Annotated in this window: 12 protein-coding genes and 1 pseudogene; 3 read left to right on the top strand and 10 right to left on the bottom strand. The window is 65.8% G+C overall.

The features are described from left to right. Positions 1-17: 17 nt before the first annotated feature. The 3 genes from NFW05_RS10355 to NFW05_RS10345 form a co-directional block, all read right to left on the bottom strand. Positions 18-1,304, bottom strand: coding sequence for an acetyl-CoA C-acetyltransferase (locus tag NFW05_RS10355; RefSeq protein WP_295306033.1), 1,287 nt, complete (start codon positions 1,302-1,304; stop codon positions 18-20). A gap of 87 nt (positions 1,305-1,391) precedes the next feature. Next, complete coding sequence (locus NFW05_RS10350; protein ID WP_295306030.1) at positions 1,392-3,746, bottom strand: acyl-CoA dehydrogenase; 2,355 nt, start codon at positions 3,744-3,746, stop codon at positions 1,392-1,394. An 83-nt stretch (positions 3,747-3,829) separates the two neighbouring features. Continuing rightward, positions 3,830-4,573 (bottom strand): TetR/AcrR family transcriptional regulator, encoded by a 744-nt coding sequence (locus NFW05_RS10345; protein ID WP_295306027.1) that lies wholly within the window; start codon positions 4,571-4,573, stop codon positions 3,830-3,832. 187 nt (positions 4,574-4,760) lie between these two features. On the opposite strand from NFW05_RS10345, the gene NFW05_RS10340 reads away from it, so the two are divergent. Beyond that, the gene (locus NFW05_RS10340) at positions 4,761-6,563 is read left to right on the top strand and encodes an ABC transporter ATP-binding protein/permease (protein ID WP_295306024.1); all 1,803 of its coding nucleotides are present in this window, start codon (positions 4,761-4,763) and stop codon (positions 6,561-6,563) included. A 249-nt stretch (positions 6,564-6,812) separates the two neighbouring features. Here NFW05_RS10340 and NFW05_RS10335 read toward each other — a convergent pair whose 3' ends face one another. Further along, positions 6,813-7,142, bottom strand: coding sequence for a type II toxin-antitoxin system RelE/ParE family toxin (locus NFW05_RS10335; RefSeq protein ID WP_295306021.1), 330 nt, complete (start codon positions 7,140-7,142; stop codon positions 6,813-6,815). Between the two features lie 214 nt (positions 7,143-7,356). Between NFW05_RS10335 and NFW05_RS10330 the strand changes: the two genes are divergently transcribed. Continuing rightward, positions 7,357-8,487 carry a Fic family protein gene (locus tag NFW05_RS10330; RefSeq protein WP_295306274.1) on the top strand — a complete coding sequence of 377 codons (1,131 nt, stop codon included), beginning with the start codon at positions 7,357-7,359 and terminating at the stop codon, positions 8,485-8,487. A gap of 797 nt (positions 8,488-9,284) precedes the next feature. Here the strand turns inward: NFW05_RS10330 and NFW05_RS10325 are convergent. The 6 genes and pseudogenes from NFW05_RS10325 to NFW05_RS10300 all read right to left on the bottom strand — a co-directional run bounded on the left by NFW05_RS10325 (position 9,285) and on the right by NFW05_RS10300 (position 14,377). Next, the gene (locus NFW05_RS10325) at positions 9,285-9,569 is read right to left on the bottom strand and encodes a type II toxin-antitoxin system RelE/ParE family toxin (protein ID WP_295306018.1); all 285 of its coding nucleotides are present in this window, start codon (positions 9,567-9,569) and stop codon (positions 9,285-9,287) included. Continuing rightward, positions 9,566-9,859 (bottom strand): antitoxin of toxin-antitoxin stability system, encoded by a 294-nt coding sequence (locus NFW05_RS10320; RefSeq protein ID WP_295306015.1) that lies wholly within the window; start codon positions 9,857-9,859, stop codon positions 9,566-9,568. Before NFW05_RS10320 ends, NFW05_RS10325 begins: the two co-directional genes overlap by 4 nt. A gap of 281 nt (positions 9,860-10,140) precedes the next feature. After that, the gene (locus NFW05_RS10315) at positions 10,141-10,587 is read right to left on the bottom strand and encodes a hypothetical protein (protein WP_295306012.1); all 447 of its coding nucleotides are present in this window, start codon (positions 10,585-10,587) and stop codon (positions 10,141-10,143) included. 301 nt (positions 10,588-10,888) lie between these two features. Continuing rightward, a pseudogene (locus NFW05_RS10310) lies at positions 10,889-11,125 on the bottom strand (alpha/beta hydrolase-fold protein); the annotation flags it as partial. 9 nt (positions 11,126-11,134) lie between these two features. Then, positions 11,135-12,241, bottom strand: coding sequence for an S-(hydroxymethyl)glutathione dehydrogenase/class III alcohol dehydrogenase (locus NFW05_RS10305; RefSeq protein ID WP_295306271.1), 1,107 nt, complete (start codon positions 12,239-12,241; stop codon positions 11,135-11,137). 669 nt (positions 12,242-12,910) lie between these two features. Beyond that, positions 12,911-14,377, bottom strand: coding sequence for a DUF1254 domain-containing protein (locus NFW05_RS10300; protein WP_295306268.1), 1,467 nt, complete (start codon positions 14,375-14,377; stop codon positions 12,911-12,913). A gap of 260 nt (positions 14,378-14,637) precedes the next feature. On the opposite strand from NFW05_RS10300, the gene NFW05_RS10295 reads away from it, so the two are divergent. Continuing rightward, a complete protein-coding gene (locus NFW05_RS10295; RefSeq protein ID WP_295306009.1) occupies positions 14,638-15,690 on the top strand; it encodes an AraC family transcriptional regulator in 1,053 nt (350 codons plus the stop codon). The last annotated feature ends 130 nt before the right edge of the window (positions 15,691-15,820 follow it).

Genomic DNA, 15,820 nt, shown 5'->3' with positions numbered 1-15,820 from the left:
CTCTCTCTTGCCTTGTCTCAGACCGTTTCGATCAGCATCGCTCCGCCCTGCCCGCCGCCGATGCAGATCGCCGCGATCCCTCGCCGGGCTTTGGCGCGGCGCAGCGCGTGCAGCAGATGCAGGACGATCCGTGCGCCCGAAGCGCCGACCGGGTGACCGACGGCGATCGCCCCGCCGTCGACGTTCAGTCGATCCTGCGGCAGCGAACCGAGCGCAGCCGGCAAGCCGAGGTTCTCGCGGCAGTATTCGTCCGACTCCCAGGCGGCCAGGCAGCCGAGCACCTGCGCCGCGAAGGCTTCGTTGATCTCCCAGAGGTCGACGTCGGCGAGTCCGAGGCCATGGCGCCCGAGGATCGGCGTCGCCGCATGCACCGGGCCGAGTCCCATCTGTGCCGGGTCGAGGCCGGCCCACTCGCTGTCGCTGATTCGCCCGAGCGGCTCGAGCCGCCAGCGGTCTACGGCGGCCTGCGAAGCGAGGATCAGCCAGGCAGCGCCGTCGGTGATCTGCGAACTGTTGCCCGGCGTGATCTTCCCGTAGCGCCGGTCGAAGAACGGCTTGAGCTTCGCCAGGCCTGCGAGGCTCGAATCGGCGCGCACGCCGTCGTCTTCCGGGTAGACGCGGCCCTGCGTATCGACCAGCGGGACGATCTCCGCATAATGACCGGCGGCGCGGCCGGCGAGCGCACGCTGATGGCTGCGCACGCTGAACGCGTCCATCGCCTCGCGCGAGATGCCGAAGCGCCAGGCGAGGTTCTCGGCGGTCTGTCCCATCAGCAGCCCGACGACCGGGTCGGTCAGTCCCTTGAGCAGCCCGATCACCGGCGAGAACAGCGCCGCCGGCCGCAGCTTCGCAAAAACGCCGGCCTTCTGGCCGATCGTCTTCGCCTGCATCATCTGCGCGAACCAGCGAACCATCGCCGGCGAATAGAGCAGCGGCGCATGCGAGAGCGCGTCGACGCCACCGGCGAGGACGAGCTGCGAGCGGCCGCTGCGGATATTGACGATCGCCGAATCGAGCGCCTGCATGCCGCTCGCGCAGTTGCGCATCACCGTCCAGCCCGGCACCTTGTGACCACAGCCGAGGCGCAGCGCGACGACTCGTCCGATGTTGACCTCGTCGGGCGAAGGGCTCGCGCAGCCGAGGATGACCTCGTCGAGGTCGGTCGGCGCGAACGGCTGGCGAATCAGCAGCGCACGCCCGGCGTGCACGGCCAGATCGCTGGCGGCGAACGGACCGGGGGCGTTGCGTCCCTTGAGGAATGGCGTGCGTGCGCCATCGACGACATAAACGGGCTCGAATCCCACTTCTTCTCCTTGATCGGGGCGGTTCCGCAACGAAGACGGAGACGCAGGGGATCGGCCTGCGCCTCCGCGATCGGGTCGGCTGGAAGTCTAGGCGGCGGCCTTGTGCAGCACTGGCTGCTGCTGGCGGCCGCGGCCGAGGTCGTGCGGAAAGTCGTCGACGCGGATGACGATGTCGCGCAGTTCGTTGCGCCGCTTGAGCACTCCGTATTCGGCGGCGGTGACGATGCCCGCGGTGAAGGCGGCGTGAGCCAGGTCGCGCACGTTGGCCTCCGGATTGTTGGCCAGCGCGCCGCTCTTCTCGGCAGCGCGGATCTTCGCCTCGATCGGCTCGGCTTCGATCGTCGCGGCGAGCGCCAGTTCGAGCGCACCAACGATTTCGGCCTCGGTCTTCGGCACGTAGGCTTCGGCAGTCAGCCGGTCACGCGAAGCCGAGGGCTCGATCAGCAGCTTGGCGACGCGATGGCCGATCCGGTCCGACGGAACGTCGTAGGGATGGCCGAGCGGGAAGACGATCCGGTAGAGCGTGCGGCCGATCCAGCGAATCGGGAAGTTGGCGATCGCTCCGTCGAAGGCCATTTGCGCCTTGTACATCGCGTCCCAGATCGCCCAGTGCATCAGCGGGGCATCGGCCTGCTGGCGACCTTCCGACTCGTAGCGCTTGAGCGTCGCCGAGCACAGGTAGAGCATCGACAGGATGTCGCCGAGGCGCGCCGAGAGCTTCTCGCGCCGCTTGAGTTCGCCGCCGAGGACGAGCATCGAGATGTCCGAGAGGAAAGCGAAGGCCGCCGAGAAGCGCGTCAGCTGCTGGTAGTAGCGCCGCGTCTCCGGAGCGACGTCGGTCGGAACGGCGACGAAGTGCGAACCGGTCAGGCCCTTCCAGAAGGCGCCAAAGCCGTGCCGGATGGTGAACACCAGGTGTCCGAACAGCGCCTCGTCGAAGTCGCGCAGCCCCTGCGCGGCGTCGGGGTTGAACGCCGACTTCATCTCGCGGAGCACGTACGGATGGCAGCGGATCGCCCCCTGACCGAAAAGGATCATGCTTCGCGTCAGGATGTTCGCCCCCTCGACGGTGATCCCGATCGGAATCTGCTGATACGCGCGGCCGAGGAAGTTCGACGGACCGAGGCAGATCCCCTTGCCGCCGACGATGTCCATTCCGTCGTTGACCACCTGGCGGGCGCGCTCGGTGACGTGATACTTGGCGATCGCCGAGACGACCGAAGGCTTCTCGCCGAGGTCGATCGCCCCGGCGGTCATCTTGCGCACGGCGTCCATCATGTAGGTGTAGGCACCGATCCGGGTCAGCGGCTCCTCGACTCCCTCGAAGCGGCCGATCGCCGTCTTGAACTGGCTGCGCACTCGCGCGTAGGCGCCGACGGTACGCGCGGTCAGCTGCGCCATGCCGGTGTTCGACGACGGCAGCGAGATCGAGCGGCCGGCGGCGAGGCACTCCATGAGCATCCGCCAGCCCTGGCCGACCATCGCCGGGCCCCCGATCACGTAGTCGAGCGGCATGAAGACGTCCTTGCCGCGCGTCGGGCCGTTCATGAACATCGCGTTGAGCGGGAAATGGCGGCGACCGATCTCGGCGCCGGGCGTGTCACGCGGCACCAGCGCGCAGGTGATCCCGACGTGCTTCTTGCCGCCGAGCAGGCCATCCGGGTCGTAGAGATGGAACGCCAGACCGAGGATCGTGCACACCGGGCCGAGCGTGATGTAGCGCTTGTCCCAGGTGACGCGCATGCCGATCACTTCCCTGCCCTGCCAGATTCCCTTGCAGACGATGCCGATGTCGGGAATCGACGCGGCGTCGGAACCCGCCCACGGGCTGGTCAGCGCGAAGGCCGGGATTTCGAGGCCCTTGGCCAGGCGCGGCAGGTAGTGGTTCTTCTGCGCTTCGGTGCCGTAATGCAGCAGCAGCTCGGCCGGCCCGAGCGAGTTCGGGACCATCACCGAAACCGACAGCGCCGAGCAGCGCGTCGACAGCTTGGTGACGATCTGCGAGTGCGCGTAGGCGGAGAACTCGAGACCGCCGTACTTCTTCGGGATGATCATGCCGAGGAAGCCCTTCTCCTTGATGAACTGCCACGCTTCGGGGCTGAGGTCGTAGAGTTCGCTGGTCACCTGCCAGTCGTCGACCAGCGCGCAGGCCTGCTCGGTCTCGTTGTCGAGGAACGACTGCTCCTCGGCGGTCAGCTTCGGCACCGGGTACGAGAGCAACCTTTTCCAGTCGGGGTCGCCGCGGAACAGTTCGCCGTCCCACCAGACGGTGCCGGCCTCGAGCGCCTCGCGCTCGGTGTCGGACATCTGCGGCAGTATCCGCTTGTACGTCCTGAAGATCGATCGGCTGATCAGCGCCCGTCGCAGAGGACGAATGCCGAACACCGCGACCAGGCTCACCAGGCTGGCGCCGATGAGGACCGAGATGATCGTCGGAATCATTGCTGTTTCTCCTGTCTCTGATTATGTGGTTGAGGTCTGGGGGTTGCTGGAAGTTGGTCTGGTCCTGGCCGCCGCGCGTCGACTCAGCGCTTCGCTGGCGGAGTTCTGTGCTGCGTCTGGCCCGAGGTGTCGTCCGGCTGAGGCAGCGGCGCGCGCAGGCCACCAAGCAGGAAAGGCATCAGCCTGCGGGCGAGCCGCCGGGCGACGACGTTGTCGCCCGGCTCGCCTTCCGCGCTGCCCTCGCCGGCCAGATCGCGCAGGCCACAGCCGGTGACCACCTGCAGGACGTCGGTACCGGCGATCGCGTACGACATCGCGCCGAGCATGAAATGCAGGCGCCAGACGATCTCGGCGCGTGGAACGTCGGGCAGCGCGCGAAACAGCGCGAGCTTGTAGCGGTCGATGACCTGCTCGTACTCGCCGGCGAAGAAGGTACGGATGAACTCCGCCGGCTCGGTCAGCGTGCGGCCGAGCAGGCGCAGGAAGGTCATTCCGCCGAGCGATTCGTCCTCGCCCATGCGCAGCAGCGTGCCGAAGAAGGCCTCGAGGATCTGCGACGGCTTGAGCGGCCCGCCTGCGGCCTGCTGCTCGAGGCGATCGAGCGCGGCGAGCCGCTCGCGGTTCAGCCACTCGAGACGCCGCCTGAAGACTTCGCGCAGCAGCGCCTCCTTGGACCCGAAGTGGTAGTTGACGGCCGCGAGATTGACTTCGGCAGCGCCGGTGATCAAGCGCATCGAAGTCGCCTCGTAGCCGTTCTCCATGAACAGGCGTTCGGCGACGTCGAGGATGCGCTCGCGGGTATCGTGGTTGGCTCTGTGTTCGGACATGCGGAATCGGTGACCCTGGCTAGCTGAACGCCGCGCGACTCGCTCGGACTCGTTCAAACGTTCGTTTTAATCTTAGGGCGATTGGCGGCGAAATGCAAGCCTTCCGCGAATCTTTTCCCTGCTTCTTGAGACGATGGTGCGGGTCAGGGCATACTCGGCCAATCAACCCCCCCGATCGCCGACCCGCATGCGCCGTTCTTCCCTCTCCTCCCCCACCTCGCCGCCGGCGACCGACAGCGCTCTCTGGCCGACGCTCGGCAAGTTGATCCCCTATCTCTGGCAATACCGGTGGCGGGTCGTTCTCGCGCTGTCGTGCCTGATCGGCGCCAAGATGGCCAACGTCGCCGTGCCGCTCGTCTTCAAGGAGATGATCGACGGGCTCGGCGGCCCGCAGGCGCTGCTCGTCCTCCCGGTCCTGCTGCTCGTCCTCTACGGCGCGCTGCGCTTCTCGACCTCGCTATTCACCGAACTGCGCGAGATTCTCTTCGCGCGAGTGACGCAACGGGCCGTCCGGCGGATCGCACTCGAGGTCTTCCGCCACCTGCACGAGTTGGCCCTGCGCTTTCACCTGCAGCGACAGACCGGCGGCGTGTCGCGGGACATCGAACGCGGTACCCGGGCGATCTCGAGCCTGATCAGCTACTCGCTGTATTCGATCCTGCCGACGCTCGTCGAGATCGGCCTCGTCCTGGCCGTCCTGCTCGTCCGCTACGACCCGGCCTTCGTGCTCATCACGCTGACCTCGCTCGGCGCGTACATCGTGTTCACGGTCCGGGTCAGCGACTGGCGGATCGCCATCCGGCGGCGGGTCAACGACGCCGACTCGGCGGCCAACACGCGGGCGATCGACAGTCTGCTGAACTACGAGACGGTCAAGTACTTCAACAACGAGGACTACGAAGCCCGGCGCTACGATCAGCAGATGCAGAGCTGGGAAGAAGCCGCGACGCGGAGCCAGGTCTCGCTGTCGTGGCTCAATCTGGGCCAGCAGATGATCATCGCCGTCGGCGTCACGGCGCTGATGTGGCGGGCGGCGAGCGGCGTCGTCGAAGGAACGATGACCATCGGCGACCTCGTGCTGGTCAACGCTTTCCTGATCCAGCTGTACATGCCGCTCAACTTCCTCGGCGTCGTGTATCGCGAGATCCGCCAGGCGCTGACCGACATCGAGCGGCTATTCGCGCTGCTCGCGGTCAACCGCGAGGTCGCCGACTCGCCCGACGCCGTCGCGCTGCCCCCCGGCCCCCTGTCGATCCGCTTCGCGGCGGTCGATTTCGCCTACGAGCCGGACCGGCAGATTCTCAGCCACGTCGACTTCACGATCGCCGCCGGCGCGACCGTCGCCGTGGTCGGCGAGTCCGGATCCGGGAAGTCGACGCTCGCGCGCCTGCTCTACCGCTTCTACGACGTCAGCGCCGGAAGCATCCTGGTCAACGGCGAGGACATCCGGCGACTGACCCAGTCGAGCCTGCGCGCGGCGATCGGCATCGTCCCGCAGGACACCGTTCTGTTCAACGACAGCATTCATTACAACATCCAGTACGGCCGAACCACGGCCAGCCGCGGGGATGTCGTCGCCGCTGCCGAAGCCGCGCAGCTCGGCGGATTCATCGAGCAGCTACCCGACGGCTACGAGACGCGAGTCGGCGAACGCGGGCTCAAGCTCTCCGGCGGTGAGAAGCAGCGCGTGGCGATCGCCCGGGCGCTGCTCAAGAACCCTCCCGTGCTGATCTTCGACGAAGCAACCTCGGCGCTCGACTCGAAGACCGAGAAGGCGATCCAGGCGAGTCTCGACAACGCCGCGCGCGGCCGGACCACGCTGGTCATCGCCCACCGCCTGTCGACGATCATGAACGCGGACGAGATCCTGGTCATGGATCGCGGCCGGATCGTCGAGCGCGGTTCGCATTCGCGGTTGCTCGACGCTGGCGGGCTCTACGCCCAGATGTGGGCGCTGCAGCAGGCCGAGGAAGCCGCCGCTGCTTGCTGAACAGACCGGCGGGCGAATCGTGCACCGGTTTCGCGCCCGTCTGACGATCGTTGCCAATCATGAAAGGAAAGGCCCTGGCCGATGACGGCCAGGGCTTCCTTGTCTGGTAGCGAAAAGGCGACCGCACGAACCGTACACCGCGGTCGCCATCGGGCACGGTCGAACACGACAGCGAAGCGTTCCCTATCAATGCCTTGGTCAGCACTTGGCCGTCGGCAATGTCGCTCGATCGCTCTGCGGAGACGAACCTCAGGACTCGACGGGTTCGTGCATCCAGGCCGGGATGTCTCGCTGGCCATGCAGAACGCGCCAAACGTCGATCTGATCCTCGCGCTCCACGCAGAAGACCAGATGCGGATGGCGCTTCAGCGGCCAGACGCGAAGTCCCGGGAGGTCGGGTGCGTGGGCGTAGCGCGGCGGGCCGGTCGCCGGATGGCGGCCGATGTGGCCACAGGCCTGCTCCCGGGCATCGATGAAGCCGAGCGCGGCGTGTTCCGGGCCTTCGGCCAAGTAACACCCGACCGCCTCGTCCACGTCCCGATCGGCCGCCTCGCGCGGGATGACCGCCCTGGTCTTCAACCGCCGGCACGCCGGCGAACGCGCTCACGCAAGGCGTCGAAGCAGACGGTGCCGGCGGGGGCACCGGGAGCGGAACCTCCCCCTCGGGGAGCAGGGCGCGCAGTTGCTGCCGATCCTGATCCTTGCGGATCAGCTCGCACACGTACTCGCCAATACCCGCACGAAACGCGGAGAATTGCTCGTGCCTGCGGCGAATGGGTGCCATAATCTCCGCATGTATAGCGGAGATAGCACCTACATCTGGCAGGCCGACGAATGGCCGGACTGGCGCTACGACCTGGCAGCCCTTGCCGGCCCGTTGGCCGAGGTCAGCCGCGCCCAGGGCCTGCTGATGGGGCGCCTCGCGGATGTTGGCATGGCCCTGCGCAACCAGGCCAGCCTGTCGGCGCTTGCCGAGGACGTGGTCAAGACCAGCGAGATCGAGGGCGAGCAACTCAACCTCGAATCCGTGCGCTCGTCGATCGCCCGCCGTCTGGGGGTGGACATCGGAGCGCTGGCGCCAGTGGATCGGCATGTGGAGGGCGTGGTCGAGATGGTGCTCGATGCCACGAGCAACTGCCACGCGCCGGTCTCGCGGGAGCGCTTGTTCGGCTGGCATGCGGCGCTCTTTCCGACCGGTTACTCCGGTCTTTCGAAGATCGAGGTCGGCGCCTGGCGCGACGATGCCGGCGGCCCGATGCAGGTGGTGTCCGGTCCTCTCGGGCGCCAGCGGGTGCATTTCGAAGCGCCGCCCGCCGATCGCCTGGAGACCGAGACGAGGCGCTTTCTCGACTGGGTCAATCGTGAAACGGGCGAGCCGCCGCTCACCAAGGCCGGCCTCGCCCATCTGTGGTTCGTGACCCTGCACCCCCTGGACGACGGCAACGGCCGGATCGCCCGGGCCATTGGCGACCTCCTGCTGGCCCGGGCCGATGGCAGCCCGCAGCGCTTCTACAGCCTTTCGGCGCAGATCCAGCAGGAGCGCAAGGCCTACTACGACATCCTGGAGCGCACCCAGAAAGGCACGCTCGACGTCACGGCGTGGCTCGCCTGGTTCCTCGACGTCCTGCACCGCGCCGTCGATCAGGCGCAGCACACCCTCGACGCGGTGCTGGACAAGGCGCGCTTCTGGCAGCGCTTCGCCGGCACGCCGTTGAACGAGCGCCAGGTGAAGCTGCTCAATCGAATGCTCGAGGGTTTCGAAGGCAAACTCACCACCAGCAAGTGGGCGGCGATTGCCAGGTGCTCGCCGGACACGGCGCTGCGCGACATCCACGAGCTTGTCACACAGGGCGTGCTGCGCAAGGCCGCCGCGGGCGGGCGCAGCACCCATTACGAGTTGAATGAATCGCCGGCGGGGCGTTGACGCCCGCAGGCGGATGCCGGTCGCCAACGCGGCTTCCTCTTTCCGGTCCACGCGCTGTCACGCGTCTTCCGCGGCCAGCTCATCGCCGCGCTGGACGCCCGAGTTCGACAAAAATACGTCTAAGTGATTGTTTATGAACAATTCACCCTTGCGGAATTGGCACTACACGCGTCTGGCGGAGGGCTCGGGCAGGTCGACGGTTTCGAACAGCTCCTTCTGTTGGGGTGTGATGGTAGACAGGCCGGATAGCGACTGGCATTGGTGCACCGTGACCTGGTGGTACTGAAGGCGACGGGCGATCTCGAGTACCCGCTCGGACGCTGTCCCGGCGTGTGCGACACCGGCACTCGCCGCCAAGAGGCCAGCTTCGTCAGCCGCTGGCCTCCTCGCGAGCCCGCTGAAGTCCTCCCGAGCACCGATTTCGCTCCAGGCCGCGGATCGAGTTCGTATTTCGCTTGGGTGGCAATACAATTTCACCACTGACCGCCCAAAAAACCCAATGCAATCAACGACCGGATGCATTGGTCGCCCAATGGTCAGACGGAGAAAAGAGAGGAATTTGCGCCCTGCGGGGCGCGAAAATTCGCTTCCGGCGGGGCCGGTAGCCAACGCATCCAGAAACAAGTGCTCCGAAAACATGCGCTTATGGCGAAAAAAAAACCCGGCCGAGAACGGCCGGGGCTTCGTTGTCTGGTGGTGGTTGGTTGACGGCGACAAAACTCGCTCGTGGGACTTCCGAGGAGTAGCGGGGGCACCTGCGGACTTGTGGGTAGAACGCCTTCGACTGCCACCTCCGATCACGACCGGGTGGGCGGCCACAGGCGTGCGCTATGCACCAGGGCCAAGATCCACACCGTGTCGGCCTGCACCTCGTAGACCAGCCGGTAGCTCTCGTGCGGGATCCACTCGCGAGTGCCCGCGATTTGTCCGGGCCGTCCCATCAGGGGGTGCTTGGCCAGTCCGCCGACGGCTGCCCCGAAAAGCTCATCCATACGGATGGCCGCGAGCGGGTTGTCCTGTGCGATGAAGTCGACAATGTCGGCGCGGTCCTGCTCGGCGGCTAGGGTCCACAAGACCCTCATGCATCAGCGCCGCCTGCCTGGGCCCGCAGCGCGGCGCGACGGGCCGTAAAGCGTACCTCGACGTCGGCGTCACTGGCGACCTGGCCGGAGGCGATCTGCGCCCGTGCGGTGTCGACCTTGGCACGCAGGAACGCGTCGTACTCGCGTGCCTGCCGTTGACGCTCGATGAACTCGCGCATCAGTTCCCGCACCACCTGCGACGCCGGGCGGTGGCTGGCCTCGGCCTCGGCCATAAAGGCGTCGCGCAGCTCGGGCTCCAGCTTCATCGTGAACACGGCTTCTTTGGGCATGTCCGGCTCCGGGATAGAACATAGTCGAGAAGTATATACAACATCAATACCGATTTCCATGCTGCCTCGGCTGATACAGACCTTTCCGCTCGCTCCAATTCAAGCCCGATTGAACCCTCAAAGGAGGCCTTCATACGGGAGGCCCTCAGCCGCGATCCGATACCCCATCGCCCGGTAGCGGCGGTGGCGCGTGTCCTACATCCGCAGCAACTCCGGGGGGCCGGTGTCCACGAAGGCCATGATCCGCACCTCGGTCCTGCTGGCGTGCCCCCGGCGCGGTGTCACGCGTCTTCCGTGGCGAGTTCATCGCCGCACTGGACGAGGCCCGAGGCGCGAACCAGCCGTTGGCCGAAGTTCTGTCCGACGACCAGGCCTGGCGCGCCCGGGGACTCTGAGCGACGGCGGCCTGGAACGCTGCGGATTTCTGCATCGCCGAACAGGGACAGGTGCTGGCGTTGATCCCGGCCGGCGACCCTGGCCGGAACGTGACCACGCAGGCGATCCTGTCTGTCGGCCAATGTTCGGAGCGCAACGAAGCTGTCTCCTCGGAGCGTCCACGAGCCGAAACCGAGTTCGTTGGCGGGCAGCAGGAATGGATTCGCGTAGGCCCGGATATGCGACGATTCCTTCGCGGCAAGCGTGTGCAGGGCGGCCAGATGCTGCGTCTTCCTGTTCGCCAGCGCCGTCAGATCATCAGGGTAACCAAGGGCAACCTTAGACCACGACATGTCGGACGGATCCGGGAGCGGATGGTCCCGGGCCGCGAACTGGCGATCGAGGAGGCAGTCGGACCGGCACAACTGCCCTATGCGCTCATCGTCAGAGCAGAGTACCGTTTGCCAGACTGGGGCTGAGCTTTGTCTTCTTCCCCGGTCGCAGCAGGATGATCGTGCTTCCCGCCCTGGTCCCGATCCACGAAGCGAGGCGCACCGCTGCCGCGCGGCACACCGAAAGCGTCCGGCAGGAAGAAGGGCTCAGCCTCGGCCAACCGCGTGGTGCGGCGCGCTGGCAAAAGTCCAGATCTGACCCCATCCCCTCTGTGCGCGGACTGGTGTCGGGAACGAGAATCGCGATGCCGTGCTCCGCCGCGTAGCGCTGCAGGCCGGCCTTGGTGACCAAGTTCTCGTCGGTGCAGGTCAGCCCCGAGAGCCAGTGGAGCAGCGGCAGGCAGGGGGCGAACACCATATCGCAGTCGAGCGCCTCCGAGCGGTGTCGGAAACGAAGCTGTCGGCCGCCGAAGCAGCGGTGCGACTCGATCTGCTCCACCACCGCAGATCAATAGAGAACGACCGACCGGATGCTCTCGCCGGCGTGCATCAGGTCGAACGCGCGGTTGATGTCTTCGAGCGGCATCGTGTGGGTGATCAGCTCGTCGATTCGGATCCGCCCGTCCATGTACCAGTCGACGATTCTCGGAACGTCGGTGCGCCCGCGCGCGCCGCCAAAAGCCGAACCACGCCACACGCGACCGGTCACCAGCTGGAACGGACGCGTGGCAATCTCCTGCCCGGCGCCGGCCACGCCGATGATGCAACTCTGACCCCAGCCCTTGTGGCAGCACTCCAGAGCCTGGCGCATCGTCGCCACGTTGCCGATGCACTCGAAACTGTAATCGACGCCACCGTTGGTCAGGTCGATCACCGCCTGGGTCACGTCCTTGACGTCACGGGGGGCGATGAAATCGGTCATGCCGAAGCTCCGGGCGAGAGCAGCCTTGGCCGGATTGACGTCGATGCCGATGATCCGCGTCGCGCCGACCATCTTCGCGCCCTGGATCACGTTGAGGCCGATGCCGCCCAGGCCGAACACGGCCACCGTCGAGCCCGGCTCGACCTTCATCGTGAAGGCGACCGCGCCGACGCCGGTGGTCACCCCGCAGCCGATATAGCAGACCTTGTCGAACGGCGCGTCCTTGCGGATCCTGGCCACGGCGATCTCGGGCAGCACGGTGTAGTTGGAAAACGTCGAGCACCCCATGTAGTGCAGGAGCTTTCGTCCCTGATAGGAAAAGCGGCTGCTGCCGTCCGGCATTACGCCCTGCCCCTGCGTCGAGCGGATCGCCTGGCAGAGGTTGGTTTTCGGATGCAGGCAGAACTCGCACTCTCGACATTCCGGCGTGTACAGCGGGATCACGTGATCGCCGGGGGCGACCGACTTCACGCCGGCGCCCACCTCGACGACGATTCCCGCGCCTTCATGGCCAAGGATCGCCGGGAAAACGCCCTCCGGGTCGTCTCCCGACAGCGTGAAGGCGTCCGTATGGCAGACACCGGTCGCCTTGATCTCGACCATCACCTCTCCCGCCTTCGGCCCTTCGAGGTCCACCTCGACGATCTCCAGCGGCTGGCCCACCGCGAATGCCACTGCTGCGCGTGTCTTCATGAGCACCCAACTCCCCTGAAAGCTGTTCTCGATCAACGCCCGGCCGGTGCCGGACACCCAGCGAACCGGAATCACCCAGGAACTGACTCTACCCGAAACGATGTCGCCCGGCGAGCGCGTTGCCGAGATCGCCTCCCTGCACGCGCCCACCGTTGCACGCCTGCACGCCAACCGGCCTTCTCCAAGCGAAGCTTCGCTGGGCTTCCCGGCGCCCAGGCGCGTTCATGTGACTCCCTCAACCACTGGAGTCCTCCGATGACCGTCGCCTCGATGGCCTACAGGTCGGCGATGCGGAGCAGCACGCGCCTCGGCTCGGCACTCAGGCTCGTTCAGGAAGCCGGGCTCCGGGCAGCGTGGCGGAAAGATCACCTGTTTGAGGTGTCGGCAGAAAATGCGCAGCGGCAGGGACTGAAACTCGTTGCCTCGAGGCGACCACCAGTCTGAACACAGAGGACCCCCGGCGGGGGATCAAATCGGCGTTCTGCTGGAGCAGCGGGGCGCGAGGCCGCTCCACTCCGGAACCGGCCTCATGGCCATCGGAAGTGCAGCGGCCAGAGTGGTCGCCAAGTGTCTACAAAGTCGGGGGCCGATTCAGGCAATGTTGCGGTCGACACCGCGAAAGCCCGAGATTCGGCCTTGTTTCAGGCCCTCGTCGATGACTTCAGGAGTTCAGCTGGCTTCCTTGACGGGCGGTACTTTCCAGCTGCCATCGAGGATCGACGGCGCCTGTTCCTTCGGCCAGTACAAGCGCATCATCAGCACGAACGGTCCCTTCGGAGCCGGGAGCCAGTTGGATTCCTTGTCCTTGCCCGGCGATTCGTTCTGTATGTAGAGATCGACCGACCCGTCCGGGTTGACCTTCAACTTGTTGCGCTGGCTCAGGGTATAGCGGTTCAGCGGGTTATCGACGAAGAAGTAGTCCGCGTCGTACATCGTCAGCGACCAGAAGCCATTGACGGGCGGCAGCTGGCCTTTCTCGAAGCGCATGACGTACTTCTTCTCGCCACTGTACTTGGCGGCGACGTCCGGCCCCTCCGAGGTCGGATAGACCGCGTCCTGGGGCCGGTTGGCACCGAGGCCGATCGCGGTGATCAACGCGCGCTGCACGTAGCTCGTTCCGTACAGGCCCGTCTTTGTCGTGAACAGCCATCCGTTCTCGAGCTTGAGGTCGCCGGCGACGATGCCCGCCTTCATCCAGTCCATGATCGCGTCCTGGGCCGGCTTGGGGGCGCCGGCCAGGCCCTTGGCGACGGCCGGATCGAGCGTGGCTGCATCGAAATCCTGCCCCGGAACGACGCCGATCTTGGCCAGCTTGGCCAGCATCGGGGCATCGTCGGCGGACGGCGGGTTGGTTTTCAGCAATTCGGCGAAAAGCTTGAAGAAGGCATTGGCGTCGAGCGCGTTGACCTGATCGCGCACGGCGGTTTTCATGTCGATTGTTGGGTCGACCGTACCCGCCGGCGGCGTGTAGGGCTTGCCGTAGGCAGACAGCGGCACGACGGAGATCTTGTCCTGCAAGGCGTGCACTTCCTTGTAGTCCTGCGCGGTGCCGGTGCTGTAGATGCGGCCGAGAATCCAGACCAGGCCGGTCGGCGACTTGTACTCGGTCACGCCGGCCGGCAGCTCGCCGGACCAGCCCGGGCCGGTGATGGCGTAGGTTTGCGCCTTCGTGCCCGTGGTCCGCTTGCCGGGGACCTGGAACACGTTGGTCCAGCCATCGAGCATCGGGAACAGCGCATAACGGCCCTTCATGTCCGGAATGCTGAGGATGTAGGGCTCCTTGGAAACGTCGATCCAGGTGGTCGTGTACAGCGTGTCGGCGTTCGGTGCGGTGAAGTCGCGGTACGAGGCATCCGGATAGGTGCGTTTGCGGATGAACTGCCCCATCGGCGCGCGGTTTGCCTCGGGTTCGGCGACATTGGTCATGACCCGGCGCGTCATCTCCATGGTGACCAGCGGGTAGGCGTAGACGTAGCTCTCGATGGCGATTGCACGTGCCTCGGCTTCCTTCGCCGCAGCGTCGACCGCCTTTGCCTCCGCCTCGGCCTTTGCCTTGGCTTCCATCGCAACCCGGTCAGGCGGCGTCTCGGCTTGCTTGCCGCAGGCGCCGAGAGTCAGCGCACACATCGCCGCCATGGTCACCCAACAAAGATTCTTTCGTTGCATTTGTTTCTCCTGTCGATTTCCAGGGCGCGGAGGGAATTCGCTTTCGGAGGGCGCAGCCCTGGGCGGAAAGCGTTCGGGTGCCGGGCCCTGGGTCGTTGTTTGGCAAGTCACGAGGATCCGATTCACACCGGGTCGAGTATAGAAGACGACAGCGCCGAGCGCGCGACAGATCTTTCAGTTTCCTGACATTTCATGCCAAAATTCCTCTCCCATTCCGGCCAGGATCTGCCGTGGCAAATTCGATATCAACCAGCCGTGGCCGCCCGCCAATCAGCACCCGGGTCATCCGGGTGGGCGGCGCCATCGCCTTGCCCGCCATGCTTCGCGAACGTGGCGTCGACGCTGACGCGCTTTTCGCCGAGGCCGGTCTTCCAGTGGCGGTCTTCGACCATGCCGACAACGTGATCCCGTTCGCCAAACTGGGGGAACTGGCCCATCTCGCCGCCGAGCGCACGGGGCTGTCGGACATCGGCTTGCGAATCTGCATGCAGACAGGTCCCGTAACGCTCGGCACCGTCGGTTGCCTGGTGGCCAACGCCGAAACGGTAGGGGCGGGATTGGCGAGCCTGCAGTCCTATCTGCATCTACACGACGAGGGAGCCGCACCCTATGTCCAACTCGAGAACCGACTCGCCATTCTGGGCTACGAGGTGCTGGAACCTGACCTGATAGGAGCCGAGCAGATCGTTTTCGGAGCGCTCGCCATTGCCGCCAATCTCTTGCGCGAGATTTGCGGCGTTGGCTTCGCACTGCGCGAAGTGAATTTTGCGCACCGCGCACCGTCGGACACATCGGCATTTGCTGCCCACTTCGCCGCGCCGGTTCGCTTCGATGCCGATCGCAATGCCGTGGTGTTCGACGCCGGATTCCTTGGGCGTCCGATTGCCGGCGCGAACGCCCCTCTCCGTGACTTCCTCGCGTCGCAAATTCGGGAGAAGGAGCGACTTGGGGAAGGGGAAGTTGCAAGAGATCGAATTCAACGGGTCATGCGGACACTACTGGCAACGGATTGCATCAGCCAGGATGAGGTTGCGCGGGCCTTCGGCATGAACCGGCGGACCTTCGCCCGGCGTTTGCAGGAAAACGGAACAACTTTCAGGGAGCTTCTCGATGCGGTTCGCTTCGATGCGGCACGGGTGCTCCTTCGGGGTTCCGCCGTATCGCTGGAAGACGTCGCCAACAGGCTGGGCTACGCCGACGTTACGGCTTTTGCGCGAGCCTTCCGGCGCTGGTCCGGGTCTTCTCCCGCCGTTTGGCGACGGAAGAATGTAGCGGTCATTTGATCGTGAGGCCGGTGAGAGGTGGCCCCGCCTGTTTGGACAGAAAGAGATCCTGGACAAGGCGGAGCCTTGCCGGTTCCCCTCTGTGTCAGACTAGTTGCCGCCTCGATAGGATCTGAAACGAGGGGGCGAT

It is taken from the genome of Accumulibacter sp., from assembly GCF_023806625.1.
GTDB lineage: Bacteria > Pseudomonadota > Gammaproteobacteria > Burkholderiales > Rhodocyclaceae > Accumulibacter.
This window is presented reverse-complemented; position numbering and strand designations above follow the sequence as displayed.